Origin of the sequence: Bacillus sp. FJAT-52991 (assembly GCF_037201805.1) — a bacterium.
In the GTDB taxonomy this organism is placed as follows: domain Bacteria; phylum Bacillota; class Bacilli; order Bacillales; family Domibacillaceae; genus Bacillus_CE; species Bacillus_CE kandeliae.
The window spans coordinates 3,601,874-3,623,812 of record NZ_CP147404.1; the positions used below are offsets into that span (position 1 = coordinate 3,601,874).

General features: G+C 38.1%; 18 protein-coding genes and 4 tRNA genes. 4 read left to right on the forward strand and 18 right to left on the reverse strand.

The genetic code is table 11. The features are described 5' to 3' along the window. Positions 1–256: 256 nt before the first annotated feature. Together WDJ61_RS18230 and WDJ61_RS18235 are read right to left on the reverse strand one after the other, a co-directional pair. Positions 257–1,213 (reverse strand): methyltransferase domain-containing protein, encoded by a 957-nt coding sequence (locus WDJ61_RS18230; protein WP_338752353.1) that lies wholly within the window; start codon positions 1,211–1,213, stop codon positions 257–259. Between the two features lie 87 nt (positions 1,214–1,300). Further along, positions 1,301–1,657 (reverse strand): nucleotide excision repair endonuclease, encoded by a 357-nt coding sequence (locus WDJ61_RS18235; RefSeq protein ID WP_338752355.1) that lies wholly within the window; start codon positions 1,655–1,657, stop codon positions 1,301–1,303. 323 nt (positions 1,658–1,980) lie between these two features. On the opposite strand from WDJ61_RS18235, the gene WDJ61_RS18240 reads away from it, so the two are divergent. After that, a complete protein-coding gene (locus WDJ61_RS18240; RefSeq protein ID WP_338752358.1) occupies positions 1,981–3,177 on the forward strand; it encodes an MFS transporter in 1,197 nt (398 codons plus the stop codon). Positions 3,178–3,525: 348 nt separating this feature from the next. Here the strand turns inward: WDJ61_RS18240 and WDJ61_RS18245 are convergent, their stop codons facing one another. From WDJ61_RS18245 to rlmH, 3 genes are all read right to left on the reverse strand, one after another. Next, positions 3,526–4,602: a hypothetical protein gene (locus tag WDJ61_RS18245; RefSeq protein WP_413789034.1), complete on the reverse strand. Its 1,077-nt coding sequence runs from the start codon at positions 4,600–4,602 to the stop codon at positions 3,526–3,528. 192 nt (positions 4,603–4,794) lie between these two features. Then, the gene (locus tag WDJ61_RS18250; protein WP_338752362.1) at positions 4,795–5,895 is read right to left on the reverse strand and encodes a hypothetical protein; all 1,101 of its coding nucleotides are present in this window, start codon (positions 5,893–5,895) and stop codon (positions 4,795–4,797) included. 69 nt (positions 5,896–5,964) lie between these two features. Then, on the reverse strand, positions 5,965–6,444 hold the full coding sequence (rlmH, locus tag WDJ61_RS18255) for a 23S rRNA (pseudouridine(1915)-N(3))-methyltransferase RlmH (RefSeq protein WP_338752365.1): 480 nt from the start codon (positions 6,442–6,444) through the stop codon (positions 5,965–5,967). Positions 6,445–6,757: 313 nt separating this feature from the next. On the opposite strand from rlmH, the gene WDJ61_RS18260 reads away from it, so the two are divergent. The 3 genes from WDJ61_RS18260 (at position 6,758) to WDJ61_RS18270 (ending at position 10,636) form a co-directional block, all read left to right on the forward strand. Continuing rightward, positions 6,758–9,061 (forward strand): glycerophosphodiester phosphodiesterase family protein, encoded by a 2,304-nt coding sequence (locus WDJ61_RS18260; protein ID WP_338752367.1) that lies wholly within the window; start codon positions 6,758–6,760, stop codon positions 9,059–9,061. Between the two features lie 182 nt (positions 9,062–9,243). Further along, positions 9,244–10,227, forward strand: coding sequence for an MBL fold metallo-hydrolase (locus WDJ61_RS18265; RefSeq protein WP_338752369.1), 984 nt, complete (start codon positions 9,244–9,246; stop codon positions 10,225–10,227). 31 nt (positions 10,228–10,258) lie between these two features. Further along, positions 10,259–10,636: a hotdog domain-containing protein gene (locus tag WDJ61_RS18270; protein ID WP_338752371.1), complete on the forward strand. Its 378-nt coding sequence runs from the start codon at positions 10,259–10,261 to the stop codon at positions 10,634–10,636. 260 nt (positions 10,637–10,896) lie between these two features. Here the strand turns inward: WDJ61_RS18270 and WDJ61_RS18275 are convergent, their stop codons facing one another. The 13 genes from WDJ61_RS18275 to dnaB form a co-directional block, all read right to left on the reverse strand. Then, positions 10,897–11,055: a CxxH/CxxC protein gene (locus WDJ61_RS18275; protein ID WP_094834694.1), complete on the reverse strand. Its 159-nt coding sequence runs from the start codon at positions 11,053–11,055 to the stop codon at positions 10,897–10,899. A gap of 70 nt (positions 11,056–11,125) precedes the next feature. Next, entirely contained in the window at positions 11,126–12,307 is a 1,182-nt protein-coding gene (locus tag WDJ61_RS18280; protein ID WP_338752377.1) for a S1C family serine protease, read from the reverse strand. 147 nt (positions 12,308–12,454) lie between these two features. Continuing rightward, positions 12,455–13,246 carry an MBL fold metallo-hydrolase gene (locus tag WDJ61_RS18285; protein WP_338752379.1) on the reverse strand — a complete coding sequence of 264 codons (792 nt, stop codon included), beginning with the start codon at positions 13,244–13,246 and terminating at the stop codon, positions 12,455–12,457. Between the two features lie 20 nt (positions 13,247–13,266). After that, positions 13,267–14,055 carry a two-component system regulatory protein YycI gene (locus tag WDJ61_RS18290; RefSeq protein ID WP_338752381.1) on the reverse strand — a complete coding sequence of 263 codons (789 nt, stop codon included), beginning with the start codon at positions 14,053–14,055 and terminating at the stop codon, positions 13,267–13,269. Then, entirely contained in the window at positions 14,042–15,373 is a 1,332-nt protein-coding gene (locus WDJ61_RS18295; RefSeq protein WP_338752383.1) for a YycH family regulatory protein, read from the reverse strand. The genes WDJ61_RS18290 and WDJ61_RS18295 overlap by 14 nt, the downstream gene beginning before the upstream one ends. Beyond that, positions 15,370–17,193, reverse strand: a complete 1,824-nt coding sequence (gene walK, locus WDJ61_RS18300) for a cell wall metabolism sensor histidine kinase WalK (RefSeq protein ID WP_338752385.1) — start codon at positions 17,191–17,193, stop codon at positions 15,370–15,372. Before walK ends, WDJ61_RS18295 begins: the two co-directional genes overlap by 4 nt. A gap of 6 nt (positions 17,194–17,199) precedes the next feature. Continuing rightward, positions 17,200–17,910, reverse strand: a complete 711-nt coding sequence (yycF, locus tag WDJ61_RS18305; RefSeq protein WP_338752387.1) for a response regulator YycF — start codon at positions 17,908–17,910, stop codon at positions 17,200–17,202. Positions 17,911–18,297: 387 nt separating this feature from the next. Beyond that, a tRNA-Phe gene (locus tag WDJ61_RS18310) sits at positions 18,298–18,370 on the reverse strand. A gap of 140 nt (positions 18,371–18,510) precedes the next feature. Then, positions 18,511–18,587 (reverse strand) — tRNA-Asp (locus tag WDJ61_RS18315). A 33-nt stretch (positions 18,588–18,620) separates the two neighbouring features. After that, a tRNA-Glu gene (locus tag WDJ61_RS18320) sits at positions 18,621–18,695 on the reverse strand. 11 nt (positions 18,696–18,706) lie between these two features. Continuing rightward, a tRNA-Lys gene (locus WDJ61_RS18325) sits at positions 18,707–18,782 on the reverse strand. A 256-nt stretch (positions 18,783–19,038) separates the two neighbouring features. Further along, positions 19,039–20,331, reverse strand: a complete 1,293-nt coding sequence (locus WDJ61_RS18330) for an adenylosuccinate synthase (RefSeq protein WP_338752389.1) — start codon at positions 20,329–20,331, stop codon at positions 19,039–19,041. 177 nt (positions 20,332–20,508) lie between these two features. Continuing rightward, positions 20,509–21,858, reverse strand: a complete 1,350-nt coding sequence (dnaB, locus tag WDJ61_RS18335; protein ID WP_338752391.1) for a replicative DNA helicase — start codon at positions 21,856–21,858, stop codon at positions 20,509–20,511. Between the last annotated feature and the right edge of the window lie 81 nt (positions 21,859–21,939).

Here is a 21,939-nt window from a genome sequence, read left to right on the forward strand (position 1 = left end):
ACCGTGATGTTTCTAAGTGAGATTTTCTGTTTGAAATCTACTAGTATTGTAATAATGCCAATTTCCGACCCTGTTACTCCTTCGATTTTGGAAAGTCTAGTGCTTGGTATTTTAACTGATACTTTCCGCCGTCAGCAACTTCTGAATGATACAAAATATTTGAGTGATCGTTACTGATTTATTCAAACTTAACTTTCTAAGGAAATATTGCAGGTGTTTACGATTAGTTCACAACGACAAATCAATTTAAAAGAATTTACTCACACACAATCACTTCGCGAGTAAATGACCCTTTTAAAGCAACAGCCCGGTCCATAATAACAAATCCTGTATTGATGAGAATTTCATCGATTGGTTCAACGGTCACTACTACGACTTTTTTAGTAAACCTACGCGCACTTCGGAGCATTTCGTTCTGCTCTTCGGGAGTTATGACAGAACACAAATTGTAGGGTAAATCGATAATCGCTACATCATATTCATTGGTGACGTCGCGGATATCTGCTAATTTCACTTCTCCAGAAAGCCCGAAATGTGCGATATTCTCTCTAGCACCTCCAAGAACAAGAGGGTTTCTGTCGCTTCCCACTATATCAATCCCCATAGATAGGGCTTCCACTAGTACCGTCCCAATTCCACAGCAAGGGTCAATCGCCTTGATCCCACTTGGATTAGGAATGGCGATATTTACAACTGCTCTTGCCACACGTGTATTAAGCGCAGTGGAGTAACTATTCGGCTTCTGTTGATGCTTAAACCAAACAGGTTCACTTTTAACATAATCACCGAATACCCATCTTCCGTTTACCACCATGACGCCAAACAAGCGCTTTGGGTGATGAAGATCTGCCTCACCATTAATATGTAATCCAATGTCCTTCTCAATAGCACGCCGGTTTTCAAATCCGGTCTTTTCAGTTTTCGAACGGCCATCATTTTTTACATATATTACTTTAAAGGTTTCATTAGTCACTTGTATGGATGCTACTTGTTTGAGAAGATTTTGAAGGCTTTCCTCCTCATAGATTACTGCAATTCTTTCTTTAATAAATGGACTTCGACTTGGATCAATCTTTATATGGCTTTCCACAATGCTAGTTTGAGGCTCACTCCCAAATAATGAGCGCATTTCCAAAGCACATAATGAACGTTCCTCTTCATCACAGTTGTAAGTGTATATATAAGTCGTTAATTTTTTGTATTTACTATCCAACAGTTTTCATTCCTTAATCTATCTAATGAGAAAAGGCAATAGGTATAATCTAATTTGAAAATACCTATTGCCTCTCCTGAAGAAGCTTTATTTATAAAACACTTTGTCTATATTGTACTTCGACTTGAGTTCATTAATAATATACGTTTCGTAAATTTCTCTATGAACAGGCTCTTCAATAACACAAACTGCAATTTTAGTGACTTCATCTCTATGCATTTTGATTGGGGATACAGTATCCTCAAAATGCTTTTTAATTCTCGGTCTCAACTTCCTTGCTTTCCCAACAAATAATAGCTCTTTATTATTGTTATAGAACATAAAAATACCACCCTTATCTCTAGGGATAAGATGAAAATCAGTAAACCCATAGATATTACTTAGCTCAGGATTATTCTGTTTAGCAATGGTAACACTTGGTTTTGGAATAGTTATGTTGATCACTTACGTTCCTTCCTCCTTCAATATCTCTATAAATGCTATTATAACAGGAATTTAAGAACTCAATCACTGATGATACGGTTCTCCGTAACATATTTAATTGAGGTTTTTACATACTTTAATACCTACTGCAACCAATAGATTATCAACAGAAGTGTTCTTTCTTAAATAGTTTTCCACTAATACTGCAGCCTTGCAATCCTGGTAATTCATTAACCGCTATTTAATAAGAAAGAGTTTTTCTCGCAAAAATATTTTTGGTATGATGTTTAGGTTGTGTATTTACTATGTGACACATTTACATTCATCTAAGAAAAGAGGTATTTATGCACCCCACAAAATTATCCAAGCAACATTGGTTGCTTATCTTAACACTTACTTTATTAACATTTGTTCTCGGGACCAGTGAATTTGTTATTGTCGGAATCTTAACAGATATTTCCTCAAGCCTTCATATAACAAATGCAAAAGCAGGCACACTTGTTTCTGCGTTTGCGATTACGTTTGCCATCGCCACACCACTCGTGATGTCAGCAACAAGTCATTTTCCAAAGCGTAAGTGGATGTTGTTTTTGATAGGATCTTTCATCGTCCTGAATGCTTTGTGCGTAATATCGACGAGCTACATCATGCTCCTTGTACTTCGGATTATGACAGCCATCGTAACAGGAGTATTAATCTCTCTAGCCATGATTGTTGCAAGTGAAATCATGCCGATCGAAAAACGTGGACTTGCTATATCATTCGTTTTCGGTGGTTTCACACTTGCAAATGTCGTTGGAGTGCCAATTGGTATTGTAATCGCCGAACGGTACGGCTGGAATGCCACTTTCATGTTAACCACTTTCCTAGGAGGATTGGCGTTTTTGGCATCCTTTTTTGTCTTACCTAATAAACTCAGCCAAATACGCAGTTCGATACGGGATCAATTTTCTTTAATGACCAAGCCACGAATTTTGATGGCTTTTTTCATTCCTGCTCTCGGATTTGGCGCAACTTATGCCGTCTTTACGTACCTTGTTCCTATCTTGAAGGGAATGGGAGCACCAAATCAATCAATTAGTTTAATCTTATTTGGTTACGGATTCATCTCGATTTTCAGCAACATCCTTGCCGGTAAAATTGCCAGCCATAATGCCATTGGTCGTCTTCGGTTTGTTTTTCTCGTGCAGGCAGTTGTTCTGACAAGTTTATTTTGGACTACAAATCATTTTATTTTAGGACTGATAAACATTGGCTTGATGTCGTTAATGGCCATTCTCTTAACAACATCTACTCAGCTTTATTTAATAGACCTTGCCGGAATTTATCAGCCAAATGCAACAGGACTCGCTGCTTCACTTATGCCAGTGGCAAGCAACGTAGGTATCGCTTTTGGTTCTGCATTAGGCGGAATTGTATACCACCAAGGGAATTTAATGGATGTAACATTGGTAGGTGGGGTAGTTGCAGTCTGTGCAAGTCTGCTAACTTTCTTTAGCCATCACTTAGACCAAAAACAAAAGAAATCAGCTTTAAAATGATAAGAGCAAACATACATGAGTGAAATTTATTCTAAAAACTATTATTGCTGGGATGGGTCTAGTACGGTTTAAATATTTCAGCAGATGGCGATAAATTTTCTTTCTTAAAAGAAGAGACAGTTACCTGTGAAGTAACTTACTTAAATGCAACAGATACTTTAGTAGAAATACAGATCAAATAGGCACATTTGCTTCATTCCTATGTGCCTATTTTAAAAAAACTCATTTACTTATGATACGGTTCTCCGTAACATGTCTAAATGAGGTTTTATATTGAGGTACAAACTATTAATATACTTTCACTCTCTACCTAATAGCAAGTCTCTAATCATATTTATATATACAATATCAACGAGATTTATATAGAGGTAATCTCGAAAAATTATCCAATTCATCTCGGAGATTTCCCCAGTTTTTTTGAGTTTCAGTTGTATAATGCTTATAATCTGGATTATTAATAGTTTCTTCTATACAATTATAATTTGTATAAAGTTTTTCATTATAACACTTTTCAGCGTATATAAATCCATCGGCTAATCCTTGTAATAATTTCTGTTTGTTATCTCCATCCCTATAGTTTACTTTATATGTATCACTTTCTATGAGATTTAACATTGAACCTAATATTAAAATCCAACGTGCCACACTTGGTAAATGAGTTTTGTTAGTTTTATATTCCTCATCATTTAAGATTCTTTGTGTTATTAAAAAATTACTTCTAATTGCAAATGACCACCAATAAAATAATTCAATCGGTTTTATATCTAAATCCCTGTCCACCTTTTCTTCAAAGCGTTCATAAAGTAAAATCAAATTTCTAAAATTATCTGTTGCAGCAAATGCATCTGCATCCATTTCTAGCGTTCTATAATTTAGTGGGGAAACGTTTTTGAAATTTCTATTATTATCTGTCTCAAACATCGGGATATATTGTAAGCTTTTTATATCTTTTGAATTTATGAATTCACAATGCCCATTAAATAAATGACCTAATTCATGAGTAATAATAAAGCGTGATACAAAAATAGTAAGTAATCCTGCTAATTTATAATCTATAATTTTACTATCAAAAATATTAGCGTTTCCATTTTCATCGAATTTCAAAAACTCATATGATACTCCAACATCTTCTTCGTCATTAATCTGCATTTTTTTCAAAAAATTTTCACTTTGCATTTGTGTAAATCCATAAAAATAGTCAAAAAAGTTATCTATAACTCCCTTATTTATTTGTATATTATCTGCATATTTATCACACCATGCCTTACCTCCTAAATTTGCATCTTCCTTAATGGAGAATTTCAAGTTATATCTTGAAATGTAAGTTTCATTTTTTAAAACTTCTTTCATAAGAAATTGGTATTGTTCATATATACTTAGCGCTCTCTCTTTAATATCAACATAGAAATCTTCTTTATTCTTCAAATTTTTCACCTCATTTTACTTTTCTCATAACCTTTGTAGTTACATTTATTAATAAATGATATTGAAATATTTAAAAGTCCTGAGTTCTAGGTAGTTCTTTTTATAAACTGCACTTGTCTGCGTTCTAAGACTTTTATCTCCAGTCCGTCCGTAAACCAACCATAGAAACTCAACCTTTAATTTTAGGAAATTCTAAAATAAAATTTGACTTATTAATTTTTGATATTTATTTAATTCTTGATCTATCTGATTATCGAACTCTTCAAAGGATTTCATTACTGAATACTCTATCATTTGTTTGAAAAAATTTCCTTTTCCATCAAACGCTTCATATGGAATGTTTACAACATTATAATGGAAAAGGTTGTTCCTTAAATCAGATTTTATTGGCACAATAGTCTCTCTAGCATTAATTAATTCATTAATATCAGAGTATTCTTCCGTAATTTTTGGTACTTTCTTTGCCAATAAATCTAAACCTTTTATTGATAATAGATAGGTACAAAACTTCATTCGATAATAAAAATTTCCGCGGACTCCTAATACTACCGGGAAAATGTTTCTAATAAAATTATTTTGACAATAATAATTATACAAAAATAGTAGCCAATATTTATCTTCTGTACTATTAAAAGCATCAAAACGTTTAGAGTCCTTAAAATAAACGTCTTGATGAGTAAAATTATCAGTAAGAGAAAAAATCTTATTAGGAGTCTTGCTCACTGGATAAATATTTGCTTTGGAAATATAATTTGCAAGAACTATTCCAAACTCCTTCATCACAGGACCGATAATTCCTTTATTGTCAGAATAGAGAGTTTTAATGTTTTTAAACAATTGGTAAGTATTTGCATAATCAATTTCTTTAAAGAAATATATTCCTAAATCATGTTGGCCAAATAATTTTATATATGCTTTTTGGATTAAATTATAATTACCAAATAAAAGTTCATTAAAAAGGACTGTATCGTCTTCCAATTTAGGAATAACTTTATTTCTTTTATACTCTGAGTATAACTTTAAAGCACTACGGTTTTCTTTAATTAATTCTTGTACAGAGTTTCCTTCTATGTCGTTGTACCAACTTGAATGAACTTTGCTTGTTCCTGCGTGAAAATAATCCAAACCATCACACACAAAACTTAAATAAGGAATAAGAGATGTTGAAACGTAGGAAGTAATTTCAACATATGAATTCGTTAGTTTATGTATCAATTCATATACTTCTTGTACTTCAATTAATAATTCTTGGTAAGAGATTTGTTTCAACTCAAGATTTTTCATTTTACTCACAACCTACCTCCTTTCACATAGTAAACCTTAAAAGTTATCTATTACATCGGCTAATACTAAAAACCTCATTTACTTATGATACGGTTCCCCCCGATTAATCCGAAAACTTCGATAAACCTGCTCCACCAAGATCAAGCGCATCAACTGATGAGGAAAGGTCATCTTAGAAAAAGAAAGAGTATCATTCGCCCGCTGCATAACGTCTTTCCCTAACCCTAGTGATCCACCAATAACAAAAGCGATTTTGCTCTTCCCATAGGTCGCAAGCTGATCTAGCTGTTTGGCTAGTTCTTCGGAGGTTTTCATTTTGCCTTCGATGGCGAGGGCGATGACGTGGGCGTCTGGGCTGATTTTGGCGAGGATGCGTTCGCCTTCTTTGTTTTTGACTTGTTCCATTTCGACTGGGCTTAGTTCTTCTGGTGCTTTTTCGTCAGCGACTTCGATGATTTCGATTTTAGCATAGGCGGAAAGGCGCTTTGTATATTCGTCGATTCCTTGCTTTAAATATTTTTCTTTTAATTTTCCTACGGTAATAATTGAGATATTCACAGGTTTCCCTCTCTTTACAAACAATTTACAAACAGGATATCCACAGAAGTTATCCACATATCAACATAATAATCTGTTTTTTCTATCATTTATCCACTGTTAGTTATTTTAAATTATCATACCATACCGTTACAACTGGCTTCTATTTTTGCCAGCTGTTTTCTTTTTTCCACAACAATCTGCCTGTTCTCTATGGGTAAAAAGCAGTTAATTTTCTTCTTCTCCTTAAATTTAAAATGCGGTTAATATTTCCTTTACATTCTCCTGCAAAAATAGAAACAAGCTTTTCTAACATTTGAGGAGGATTGAAAACATGAAAAAGATCCGAAAGAAAGCTCTTCCATTCATGCTAGCCGCAGGGGTGGTATTTATCTCTGTCCCTATTATTTCTGAAGCCGCTCCAGGAGGATTGCTAGAAGAAAACTTTGATGCATCCACCTCACTGCCGGCTGGATGGAAGGTAGTAGAAGGACAAGCTTCTGTACAAAACGGCAAGCTGACATTAACATCCCCGTCTACCTCTCAACCAGCGCGTGTAGTCGTACCGCTCGCTGAAGAAACGGGTGATTATGTCATTGAAGCAGATATGACGTTCTTATCTGCTGTGGAGGATACACGCTGGGCTTCTGTGATGTACCGCATTCAATCCGAAGATTATCCGTATTATCAAATGGCGATTCGTCGCGGAACAACGGCTTTAAATGGCGTCGAATTTGCTTTGCGCAATGATCGCAACCAATGGGAAGTACATGATAAAACATTTTACTCAGAGCCCTTTGCGTTTAATCAAACGTATCGCGTAAAAGTTGTCGTAAAAGGCAATCGTGTGCAGCAATACATCAATGATCAGCTTGTGATTGATACGGATGCTGCGTCGGCACTTGCTAAGGGTGGCATTGGCTTTCAAGCCGTTGGAACGACGGTGCAATTTGACAATGTAAGAGTGTCGGCTCAAGAAGCAGAATTGCCACCGTTATCACAATCTGGCGCCTTTTTACCGAAAGAAGCGGAAACGAATATTTTGAACGCACCGACGATTTTATCCTCTGATGCAACGCCACAAGCGGTTGATTCACTTGCTGGCACAGGCGTTTCTTCCATGGTACTGAAAACGGATCATCGCTTAATGGTCAACGGCACGCCGCTTCAAACGATGCTCGAAAAGATGCAAGGGAAAATGATCCCAGTCATTCAATTAGAGGATGAACAAACGGTTGAGCCGCTTGTCGCTTTGCTCAAAGAAATGGCCATTCAAGACGTTCAGATCGCTTCATCTAATCCTGCACTCGTCAAGCAGGTAAAAGAAGAGATACCGACTGCTAGAGGAGCCGTTGTTTATAATAAAAACTCGATGAATAAGCATGATATCAATGATTTAATCCAAAATATTCATGAAAGCAATGCCAAAGTGGCAATCATTCCGCAAAAATTATTAACGGCGGATCTTGTACATACCTTGCATAGCCGAACTGTTTCTGTCTGGGGAGTCGCTGGCTCTCAAGAGGCGGATGCTCATGCTCTGATTCATACAGGCGTTGATGGCATTATTGCACAAGATACAGCCCCTGTGTTGAAAGCATTTAGTCAATATCCTGAAAACACGCTTGTCCAACGCCCAATCGTCGCTGCTCATCGTGGAATCCCTTCACTCGCACCTGAAAATACGATGGCTGGTTACCAAAAAGCGTATGAGCTAGGCGCCGATTTAATTGAAACAGATCTTCAGCGCACAAAAGACGGTCATTTAGTCATTATGCATGACTCTACAGTGAACCGCACGACGAATGGAACGGGGAAAGTGTCCGAACTAACGTATGAAGAAATTCGTCAACTCGATGCTGGCGTGAAATTTAGCCCGGAATTTGCTGGAGAAAAAGTGCCTTCTTTCCGCGAATTTCTACAAGCATTTAAAGGCAAAGATGTTGTTCTTCTAGTGGAATTGAAAGCAGAAAACATCGAGGAGCAGGTCATTCAGGAAATTGAAGAGGAAGGTATGACAGATCAAGTACTCATTCAAAGCTTTAGTCCAGATAGCGTAAAAAAATCGCATGAGCTACAGCCAGCGATTGGCACAGGCTTTTTATACTCAGCCGCTGTTCCAGGAACAACAGAAGGCCGCTTGAAAGATGCTCAGAAAATGTTAAATTATGCTACTACCATGAATTCAACACTGAATTCCAGTTATGGCAGTTTATCTGAAGAATTTATTACGTATATGCGTCAACGCGGCATGATTAATATGCACTGGACGTTCCGTAATGAACAAGCATTAGAGGAACAGCTAATGAATGGAGTGATCGCTCCAATCACTGATTACACGCAATGGCTCACCGCCGCTCCTATTCGCTTAGAAACACCGATTAAGAAACGCAATTTAAAAGTGGGAGCAACCGCAACGATTCAAGCAAAAGCCTTTGTTAACTACCGTACCGAGAAAAAAGAAAATATCGAAACAAGCTTATTCGTCCCCGATAACCAGCAAATTGTTGCGATTGAAGGGAACACAATTAAAGCATTGGCACCAGGTAAAACGAATGTATTCGTACAGCACACCTTTACGATGCTTGGCAAAGAATGGCGCTTAGTCGCAGAACCAATTGAAGTAACGGTGAAATAAAGAATTTGCTATAGATTTGAAGTAAAGTCGCGACGTTTATAAAAATGTCGCGATATTTTTATTCGAGATAAGCTCTATCTGGTACTCATTTAAATTCTAATTCAACTAAAAAAGCAGAATAGTTGAATATTATTTAAAATAGTTTTAAAATTCTGATTATAATTAACCTGGAGGAATAGCTGATGAAAAAATCCAGTATTATTTTCTTTGAAAGAAAGTTTCCAAGTGCCAACATGATCCTTATTAAAGATCAACTCCCTATCCTTATTGACACTGGTTTTGGGAGTGATGTGAAAGATACAGAGCAATTAATTAAAGAAGTAGGTGTTTCACCAGAAGAATTACACCTTATTGTGAACACGCACTATCATAGTGACCATGTAGGGGGCAATTTTCATCTTCAAAAAAATTATGATGTGACGATTGCTGCTCATAAATGGGATGCCGATTTAATTAATTCTTGTGACTCTGAAGCCTGTAGTGCAGAATGGTTAGATCAGCCTGTAGAACCTTATCGAGTCGATATAAAGCTTTCAGATAACGATGAGATTAATACGGGAAGTACAACCTTGAAAGTCTTGCACACACCAGGACATACGTTAGGACATATTTCTTTATATGAACCTCAAGAAGAGATATTAATTTGCGGGGACCTCTTTCACAGAAATGATATCGGATGGTTAAATATCTTTCGAGAGGGTGTCGCATCTATCCAACGATCTATAGAAAGTTTGGATCGGTTGTCCATGCTCCGGATCAGGCAAGCCTATTCAGGACATGGACCTCAAATAGAGAATCCTCCGGCTGCCATTGATGCGGCAAGGGCAAGATTTGAAAAGTGGCTCAAAATGCCAGAAAAAATTTCATGGCATGCCTGTAAGAGGATTTTTTCATTCACATTAATCATTAAGAACGGATTGGCAAAGGAAGAAATCGATAACTACCTATTAAATTGTGGTTGGTTCCAAGATTTTGCGCGCTACTCTTTCCAGCTTCAACCGGAAGAATTTATTGAAATTCTGCTTGATGAAATGATTCGTTCTGGAGCAGCAAGCTGGCACAATAATCATTTGATCGCTACGGCCTCATACGAAGCACCACAAAAGCAATGGATGAATAGGAACATAAAGCCAAAAGAATGGAAACCTCAAGATTCTCTCACATAATACAGTATAAAACCTTCAGGGAGAGATTTATATGTCATTACAAGTAGGAGATATCATTTCGTTTGAACGGACTTTTTCAGTAAGAGATGTTGAATTATTTACAGAGATTTCAGGTGATGAAGGGATTCACCATACAACCCCAGATGAACAGGGGAGACTTGTCATTCAAGGATTATTAACGGCCACTCTACCAACAAAAGTAGGTGGAGATCATAACGTACTAGCTCGTACTATGAATTTTGAGTTTTTAAGACCTGTGTTTACGGGAGATACAATCATTTGTGAAGTGAAAATTGAAAAATACGAAAGGCAAAAAAATAATAGAACAGCCATTATTGCCTCCTTTTCATGTGAAAATCAGAATGAAAAAGAAGTATTAAAAGGAATTTTTTCAGGTGTAATACTTTGAATTCTTTATACTTTCTTCAACCAACAGGGGCTTTAGGTGAATAAAGATCATTATTTATTACACAGCTACATTTGCGCCTTCCTTGATCTATGAGGAAGGCTGTTTGTTATGGGGAAGTGTCGATACCATTCCTCCCCCACAGAAAAAGCCGACCTCCACTAGAAATCGGCTTTTCTCTAATTATCCACAATGTTCATAAGCTATTCACACGATGTTATCCACATATCCACAATATCTATCCACATATAGTAGGGCGAATATTAGTTTGCTACTACATATTCCGCGTTGTTTTGACAATATTCACAGGTTGTGGACAGTTTTTTGTCGTCATCAAGTTTTTCGATTGTTGGTGAGGTTTCATATTCATCAACAATGACATCTAATGCTAGTTCGGCATGTTCTTTGCAGCAATAAATCATGGTGTCAGTCTCCTTTTTGTTTTCGAAAAGAAACGCAGAAAGGCTATTCGCGATTCTGCGTTTTCCCTATTTACATGACTCCTTCAGTCGTCAGTACAACCGTTACAGTTTCCTTTTTACCCTCTCGATAGAAAGTCACTTCCATTTTATCGCCGACTTCTTTATTCGTATACATATATTTACGAAGTTCTAAAACATCGTTGACTTCTTGGTCATCTAGTTGGACGATAACGTCTAGTTCTTGTAAGTTTGCCTTAGATGCCGGTGATTCTGGTAAAACTTGTTCAATCATGGCACCATCTGTTACACCTTCAGGCAATTTTAATGTTTGTTGTTGGTGATAAGCAGGAATTTCGTTTACATTTCGCAGTTGAACACCCATAGATGGACGTTTCACTTTTCCGTATTTTTCTAAGCTATCAATGATTGGCATAGCATAATTGATCGGAATCGATAATCCGATACCTTCCACCGCTTGCTGAGCGATTTTCATGGAATTGATGCCGACTACTTGACCGGAAATATTAACAAGTGCACCACCGCTATTTCCTGGGTTAATGGCTGCATCTGTTTGCAATACTTCTGCTTGCCAATCGATCGCACCATCTCCGTTAATATCAACAGGGATCGTTCGCTCTAGTCCAGAGACAATTCCTTGTGTCACCGAACCAGAAAACTCAAGACCTAGTGGATTCCCGATTGCCATGACAGGTTCACCAATTTTCAATGCATCGGAATCTCCAAATTCAGCTACGTCTGTCACTTTTTTTCCGTCGATTTCGATAACTGCTAAATCAGTCCAAATATCACTTCCACTAAGTTTTGCGGGTACTTTAGTTCCATCAGCTAGTGAAACTTCTAACTTTTCAGCACCTTCAACAACATGATTATTCGTTACAATGAATGCTTTACCTCCCGCTTTTTTATAAATGACTCCAGAGCCTGTTCCTGCGGGTTGAGCCTCTCCACCTTGCCAAAAGTTACCCGATTGAATATTCGTGATACCTACAACGGCATTTTTCACTTCATCAACTGCTTTTGTTACATCAGTTGTGACATCTAATGAAACGCTTTCCGTTTTCACTGGTGATTTCGTCGTTTCTTGGCCATCTTCATCAGCAATATTTGATACAGCAAAGACGGTTATTGCAGCACCTACAATCAAGCCCGCCAAACTTGCTAGAAAGTAGCCGCTTTTTTTGGGGCCGTTCGAATTCCTTCCTGTTCTTCCGTGATCATCATAATAACCCAAATACCTCACCCTTTACTATTGATGTTATGATTATTTTCCCCATTAAAAAAATTATAACGCTTCCTATGGAAAATTCAATTAATATGCAAAGTGAACAAAATAAACCGCCTTTAATAAGAAACCCCTATTAAAGACGGTTTATTCCACTTATAATTCAGTTAAAATTGTTGGCGTTTTTGGATCAGTATCGAGCAATTCAAATTGCTCACCCACTGGCATATCTTTCTTTTCGAGTGTTTGGGTCACACTCATTTTTGCCAAATCTTTCATATTATTGTCTTGACTTAAGTGAGCAAGGTAAATACGTTTCGTTCGGTCACCAATGACATCACACATCGCCAGTGCCGCATCTTCATTAGACACGTGGCCAAAATCACCCAATATTCGGCGTTTAATGCTCCATGGATAGCGACCCATTCGTAGCATTTGGACATCGTGGTTGCTTTCAAATACGTAGGCATCCGCGTCTTTAATGATGCCCTTCATCCGATCACTAACATAGCCTGTATCTGTGATTAATACCAGCTTTTTGCCTTGATAATGAAACACATAAAACATTGGCTCTGCTGCATCGTGTGAAACGCCGAAGGATTCAATACTTAAGCCATTAAAGCTTTGAACTGTTTCCATTTCAAAGCTGAATTTCTGTTCGGTATCCACTTTCCCGATGAGCCCGTCCATCGCTTGCCACGTTTTTTCATTAGCATAGATCGGCAGCTTATACTTTCTAGCTAGCACCCCGATCCCTTTGATGTGATCACTATGTTCATGGGTGACTAATATCCCTGATAAATTTTTGATATCCCGATCAATAGAAGAGAACAATGACTCCATTTGTTTGCCGCTTAAACCAGCGTCTACTAAAAAGGAGTGTCCATCTGCCTCTACGTAAAACGCATTTCCTGTGCTCCCACTCGCTAGCACACTAAAATGCAACATCGTTTTCACTCCATTTATTTTTAAGCACCTGTTTCGTTTTTGTAAATCGTTCCGTCTAATGCATTGACATAAACTTGTTCGACTTTGCCATTATTTTTTATTTCAAAGTACCAAGTAGGGGAAAGAACTTGTGCCTCTGTTACCTTGACAACCGTATAATAGCCAAGCTCAATATCTGATATTTCACTGTTCTGTTTAATAAGCCCATTTTTATATAGATTTTGAATTACTTGAAAGGCTTGAATGATCGTTTCCTTCTGATCATTTTCCTCTACTTGCCCTAAAAGTGTTTGCTTATACATGGTAATCTCTCCATTATCATTCAAGAGAATTTCAAGTCTGCCATTAGTATTTTCAAACAACTTTTTATTATCGACGTGCTGATAGAAAATGGCTTTTTTCTTCTTTTCATCCATGCCCCAATAGCGGTATTCTTCTCCATGAACGACATGGTTGTTCACAAAAGAGCGGAGATCATTGACTTTATCTTCCCCTAACGGTACAGGCTTTTGCAATTTACTAGAAACAATCATTTGACTATCGGATAGCTGGATTTGCTGATCATTTAGCTTTTCAAACTCTTTTTTCGAAAATTTTTTCGGTTTAGCTGTAATGATCGCTGCTTTTGTGACGTCGTTAGGTAATTCTTTATATTCAATATTGTACTCTTTCAGCTTTTCTTCAATGGGCTCTTCTTTCATGGCGACATATTGATTGGCACGATCTTTGTTGAAAAACATGATAAGCAGGAAGATGTTCAAAATTAGAAAAACAGCAATAAATATTGATTTTGTTTTACTCCAATCCATGAACAGTATCCTCCGTTCCTTCATTCCATAAAAGTTTCTTCCAATGTCCATCGTATTTATAAAACCACGCTGGCTCAAGAACGAGAATTTTATCGGTTTGTGGGTCATGATGTAAATCATAGCCTACCACCATATCCTCTAATAGCTTTAAATCAAAGTTTTTCTGCTGTTTCACTTGATTGAAAGCTGCTGACCCATCTTGCAATTTCACCTCATCAGCCTCAGAAGGAATTGAAATATCTAATGTGAAGTACGGTCGATCATATTGATAAATTTGTTCCTTATTCCAATTTTGTTTAATTTCTGCCATACCCTGCTCATTAAAAACTGGCTGACCGTCAATAAATAACCGATAGCTAATTTGCGGAGAGCCTGGTGTCGCTTCAAATAAACGGTATTGATCAGTCCAACCGCTATGTTCATTGACAAAATTAATGCTTCTATCAATTAACCCATGTAGTTCCCCGCTACGTACAGCTTCTGGTTCCTTGGCGGGATTGACGTATTCAATCGTCTTGCTTTCATAATTTACTTCCATTAAACTCGAGCCATCTGTATACTCTTCACCTTCTGGCTTCGTCCCTTTTCTTACAATGCTTGGATCTGTAAATAATGCATCTTTAAATTTGACGGTATCAATATCATCTGGATAGTATTTATATCTCATCAAAGAAGATGAACCTTCTGGTAAAAATAGCTGACGGTCATCCTCTAATTCCTTAGACAAATAAACATCCCATTTAGGAGCTTGATTCGAATAATTTCTTTTAAATGCACCTAATGTAGCTGACGAAACTTGACTTTCAAACACGAGCCGTTCGTTCATTGATACAAAATAAACGTTCGTTTTTTTATCTTTTGTATTCATCCGGCTAATCACTATTCGATCAAAAACAGCATTGGGAACTTTTTGATCGTGAAATGACCATAATGTATTGATTGTATAGAAGGGAATAAATGTTGGAAATACCAATTCCATTTTATTACTTCCATATACTAATTGATCAAATTCTTTATCAGTGATTGTACTTGAAATATTTTTCGGCTCATTAAATGTCCATTTTTGCAGTTCTTTCATCATATTATCGATCTCTTTTTCATTCGTTGTACCAAAATGGCGGTCTCCATCATGGTACAACACTTTAGATGGCTTAATGAGGTCAACTGCTTCCCGCGTTTCACCAATAGACACTTCATGGATGTAATCATCTTCAATGGTTTCTAAACTCGGTTGATAATTCCAGATGCTTAACGTCAAAAGAATGCTAGTAAAGACCAGCGCGACTAAAACAATATTTTTGATGTGTTCATAGTTCATAACCAATCATCCTCTTGAGATAGCTCATATGGAAGCGTAAGGAAAATGGTTGTTCCTTTACCTTCTACACTAGTCGCCCAAATATCGCCATCATGTGCGACGACAATTTCCTTAGCGATCGCAAGCCCTAATCCCGTACCGCCCATTTTTCGAGTTCTAGCACGATCTACTCGATAAAAGCGTTCGAAAATCCGTTCAAGATTTTTCTTCGGAATCCCCATTCCTTGGTCACGGACACTAACAACAATAGCATTCGATTGTTCCTCCACCTTAAACGTAAGCTGGCCTCCTTGTGGAGAGTATTTCAAGGCGTTAGAAATAATATTATCCAGTACCTGTGTTAACTTATCAGTATCAATCTCCACATAAATCGGATATTTAGGTAGCTGCCTCTTAAATGTGACATCTTGAGATTTTGTCATTTCAAATCGATCAATAATTCGATTATAAAATTTTGTGAAATTCACTTCTTTTTTCGTTAACTGAAAATCACGGCTGTCAAATTTAGATAGCTGCAATAAGTCGTTCACAAGTCGGATCATTCGCTCTGTTTCGGTCTGTGTTACTTCTAGAAAATGAGGAGCAATATCAGGATCTTGCCAAGCTCCATCTGCTAATGCCTCTAAATAACTTCTCATTGTCGTCAATGGCGTCCTCAATTCATGAGAAACATTAGCCACAAATTCACGACGATCGGCTTCAATTTTTTCTTGTTCTGTAATGTCATGAAGAACGGTAATTAATCCATTCACAAAACCAGTATCTTTTTGAATAACAGAAAAGTTGGCACGTAAAATATACGGTCCTTCTTCATTACTGTAATCTAATATCACCGAATCTTGTTCATTCAGTAAATCTTCAAATGAATATTCTTCCTCTAAACCAAGCAATGATGTAATCGACTGAGAAATCACTGTTTCACGTGAAACATTTAATAGCTTAGCTCCTGGTTCATTAATTAGAATAACGCGGCCTCTCCGGTCGGTTGCAATTACCCCATCTGTCATATAGGACAGAACTGATGACAACTTTCTTTTTTCTCCCTCCGTAGTAGCCTGAGCTTCCTGAAGTCGCTTCGTTAAATTATTAAACGTGACCGCTAACTCACCGATCTCATCTTGCCCATACACTTTCACCTTTCGAGAAAAATTTCCTTTTCCAAGCGCGACAGCTTGACGACGCATATCCGTGATCGGACGGGTAATTGTACGAGCTAACAGCACACCTAGAATAGCCGTTACCCCTAGAGCAAGCGCAGTTGCAGAAAATAAGATTTCATTAATTTCATCCATTTGTGCGAACACATTCTCGACTTTTCCAACTAAATAAATCGCACCGATCACTTCTCGATTCGAAATGATTGGAGATGTTAACACCCAAACACGCTTATTCGTTTGCTCATCGACATACATCTTATCTTCTTCTGCTCCAACAGAAAGCGTCCTCTTCACTGAGATCTCTGTTGTTCTTTGGCCGATCGTTCCTTGTTTCGTCGGATCAGATGTTCCAATAATTCGACTACGAGCATCAATGACCCGCACTTCCGCAATATCAGGAGCTGAAAAATCCTCTAATATTTTTTGGATATCCTGCTCCAGCGTCGGCATATCCGCCGTTCGCTCTTTCAACATTTCTTCCCTTAAATTGTACTCAAGCAAATTCACTCGCTCTTGCAAAGAGCTTTTAAAATTTGTGACGAGTTTCTGCTCTAATTCATTGACAAAATAAACGCCAATAATTTGCATAGCGAATAAAATGAGCAGTACATAAATTAATACAAACTTTAATTGTATCGAACGGAAAAAACCCACTTTTTTCATGTATGATTACTCCTGTTCAGGATTACGCAAGTAGTAGCCTACCCCTCTTCTCGTTACAATCCAAGATGGGTGACTCGGATTATCCTCAATTTTTTCACGCAAGCGGCGAACGGTGACGTCCACTGTACGAACATCTCCATAATAATCATAGCCCCAAACCGTTTGCAACAAATGCTCCCTTGTCATCACTTGCCCAATATGTTTTGCTAAGTAATGAAGCAATTCAAACTCGCGATGAGTAAGCTCAATCGTTTCTCCACGCTTAGATACCGTATAAGCATCAGGGAGAATCGTCAATGTGCCTACTGTAATTTCATTTGTATCGTCCTCTTCCTCCGCTGGGGCAGGGGCAGCCTGGTGGCGACGTAAATTTGCCTTCACCCGAGCAATCAATTCCCTTGTACTAAATGGCTTCGTTACATAATCATCCGCGCCTAGTTCAAGGCCAAGCACTTTATCAATTTCCGAATCTTTAGCTGTTAGCATCACGATTGGCATTTCATATTTCTTTCTTACTTCACGACACACTTCCATTCCATCCCGTCCCGGAAGCATAATATCCAATAAAATCAAGTCCGGCTGCACTTCTTCTACCATCTCTACAGCCTGATCTCCATCGTACGCACAATGAACTTCATAGCCTTCCTTTTTTAAGTTAAATTGCAAAATATCTGCAATTGGCCTTTCATCATCTACAACTAATATTTTTTTTTGCATTCCGATCTCCTCTTTTCTTCAAAAATCAAAAAATATCTATCATCAAATTATTCAGTGAAGAGGTTGTTCCTTTATTTTATCATAAGAAAACACCGATTTCTGCCACCTTTTATTTACTCCTAGCAGAGCAAAAAGGACTGACCCCAAATAATAATATCTACTATTTTAAAAGAGAAAATCCTCTTCATTGAGATATTCTTATGGATGTCAGACCCTTTAAGAGACTTTTCTCTCAACATCAATACCACATCTATTAACTGTATCATGAACAACGACCTTTTTCATCCTTTAATAGTAAATATGAATATATACCCAAATATCCTTATGTATGTTTTCTTTCACAAAAAAAACACCGCGAGAGTTATAATCGTCGCGATGCTTCTTTGATGGCTCAGGACGGAATCGAACCGCCGACACATGGATTTTCAGTCCATTGCTCTACCAACTGAGCTACTGAGCCAAACTAATATGTAGTTAACAAAAGACTGAGCGGCCACCAAAGAGGTTACTCTTAGAAGTCATGGCCGACTAATAAGAAAATAGGATTCATTAAAAAGTAAACGATTCAAAGTAAACGATTCAAAGTAAATGATTCATTTATGGCGGTCCGGACGGGACTCGAACCCGCGACCTCCTGCGTGACAGGCAGGCATTCTAACCAACTGAACTACCGGACCATAAATATAGGTTAATTTTATTTAAATAAAACTTGGTGACCCGTACGGGATTCGAACCCGTGTTACCGCCGTGAAAGGGCGGTGTCTTAACCGCTTGACCAACGGGCCATTCCATAAAATGGTGAGCCATGAAGGACTCGAACCTTCGACCCTCTGATTAAAAGTCAGATGCTCTACCAACTGAGCTAATGGCTCGAAACACTGTTTGTTGCTAACAACGTTGTTAATATTATCACAGGGTTCTAACTCTGACAATAGCTTTTTAAAAAATATGTCGAAAAAAGTTTATTAATAGAAAAAGAGCTTGTTGGATCATCTTTTCTAAAAGGAAATAGCCTACCTATTAAAACGGCAGACTGCTTGAAGATCAAAGAAACAGATAGAACATCGAAGAACGAGCTAAAATACAAAAAAACGGCTTCTCCTTTTCGAGAAGCCGGTGCTTTTTGTATTATCCTTGCGCCCAAACGCTGCGAACAACGTTTGTTTGGTTGCGGTCTGGTCCTACAGAGAACGTAGACAATGAAATACCTGTCAATTGAGATACTCGCTCTAAGTAGTGACGAGCATTGGCAGGAAGCTCATTTAATGTTTTGCAGCCAGTGACATCTTCTGTCCAGCCTGGAAGCTCTTCATAAATTGGTGTACATTCAGCTAAAATGTTCAAGTTTGCTGGATATTCTTCAATGACTTGATCTTTGTAACGGTAAGCAACACAGATTTTTACTGTTTCAATACCTGTCAGTACATCGATAGAGTTAAGAGAAAGATCCGTTAAACCGCTGACACGACGAGCATGTCGAACAACAACGCTGTCGAACCAACCAACGCGGCGTGGACGGCCAGTTGTCGTACCGTACTCGCGGCCTACTTCACGAATTTGGTGGCCAATTTCATCATGAAGTTCTGTCGGGAATGGGCCATCTCCTACGCGGCTAGTATACGCTTTTGCTACACCGACAACGTGGTTGATTTTCGTTGGGCCTACACCAGAACCGATCGTTACACCACCAGCTACTGGGTTAGAAGATGTAACGAATGGATATGTACCTTGGTCGATATCCAACATCACACCTTGAGCCCCTTCAAATAATACGCGACGACCTTCATCTAATGCGTCGTTTAAAACAACAGATGTGTCACAAACGTATTGTTTAATTTGTTGACCGTACTCATAGTACTCGTCAAGAATATCTTCAATCTTGAAGCCTTCTGTCTCATAGAAGCGCTCAAGCAAACGATTTTTCTCTTCTAAGTTGCGAGTTAGTTTTTCTTCAAATGCTTTGCGATCTAAAAGGTCTGCCATGCGGATGCCGATGCGTGCTGCTTTATCCATGTAAGCTGGGCCAATTCCTTTTTTCGTTGTACCGATTTTGTTATCGCCTTTGCGTGCTTCTTCTACTTCATCAATTTTCAAATGATAAGGAAGAATGACATGAGCACGGTTACTGATGCGCAAGTTATCTGTAGAAACATTTTGATCATGTAAATATTTTAATTCTTGAATTAACGCTTTAGGATCTACAACCATCCCATTGCCGATCACGCAAATTTTATCTTTATAAAAGATACCTGATGGAATTAAATGCAATTTGTACGTAACACCGTTAAATTTAATTGTGTGGCCTGCGTTGTTACCACCTTGATAACGCGCTACTACTTCTGCATTTTCTGAAAGGAAATCAGTGATTTTCCCTTTTCCTTCATCGCCCCATTGTGTTCCTACTACTACTACTGACGACATGTATAAGCACCTCCGAAGGGTCCGTAAATTTCTTTTTATATGAAGCACGTTTTATTTTAACAGGTTAAAGTAAAAGAAGTCAAACGTGAAACACGAACATTATGTTATATTTTTTGGTATTTGTTCGTAAAAAAATACCAGCAGTTTTTCGCTTAAACTGCTGGTTTTTAATATATGTCATCCGGTTTCATCAAACCGCCGTTCCAAGTTAACAAACTTATTATATTCCTTCACAAAAGCTAGCTGAACCGTACCTACAGGACCATTACGCTGTTTAGCAATAATGATTTCGATAATATTCTTATTCTCGGATTCTTTATCATAATAATCGTCTCGATATAAAAAGGCAACAATATCCGCGTCCTGCTCAATCGATCCAGACTCTCGAATATCAGACATCATTGGACGCTTATCTTGCCGCTGCTCTACGCCACGAGATAGCTGCGAAAGAGCAATAACGGGCACTTCGAGTTCACGGGCGAGCGCCTTTAATGAACGGGAAATTTCCGATACTTCCTGCTGACGGTTCTCACCAGAGCGACCGCTACCTTGAATAAGCTGCAAGTAATCAATTAAAATCATGCCAAGCCCTTGCTCCTGCTTTAAGCGACGGCATTTCGAACGAATTTCACCAATGCGCACACCTGGTGTATCATCTATATAAATCCCTGAATTAGACAAACTGCCCATCGCCATCGTCAGCTTGCGCCAATCTTCATCAGTGAGTGAACCTGTCCGCAAGTTTTGAGCATTAATATTCCCCTCAGCACAAAGCATCCGCATCACAAGCTGTTCGGCCCCCATCTCGAGGCTAAAGATCGCGACATTTTCATCCGTTTTCGTTGCCACGTTTTGCGCTATATTTAAAGCAAAAGCGGTTTTACCGACAGATGGACGAGCCGCTACAATAATTAAATCATTGCGTTGAAAGCCAGCTGTCATGCTGTCAAGATCGGCAAATCCTGTTGGAATCCCAGTTACATCACCTTTGCGATTATGCAGCATTTCAATGTTGTCATACGTGCGTACAAGAACATCTTTAATATTATGAAAGGCACTCGTATTTTTTCGTTGAGCCACCTCCATAATGCTTTTTTCTGCTTCGCTTAGTAACGCTTCTACTTCATCTTCCCGACTATAGCCTTCTTGAGCAATATGGGTCGCTGTGCGAATTAATCGACGCAAAAGCGATTTTTCTTCAACAATTCGAGCATAATATTCGATATTAGCCGCTGTCGGAACAGATTCAGCCAATTCGGTTAAATAGATGACGCCGCCGACATCTTCTAAATCTTTAATAGCCGCTAGCTCTTCCGTCACGGTCACTACATCAACCGCTTTGCCGTCATCGTTCAGCTTCAGCATATGATTATATATTTTTTGATGGGCGGTACGGTAGAAATCTTCTGGTATCAAAATCTCAGAAGCAACCGTTAAAGCGGATGGCTCTAAGAAAATGGCTCCAAGAACAGCCTGTTCCGCTTCAATACTTTGCGGCGGAATTCGATCAGTCATAACATCGCTCATCGCTTACCTCTCCCTTAAAGAAAAATCTCGTTGATAAAAAAATGTGACCAGAAACATCCGATCACATTTTTTCAACCTTAT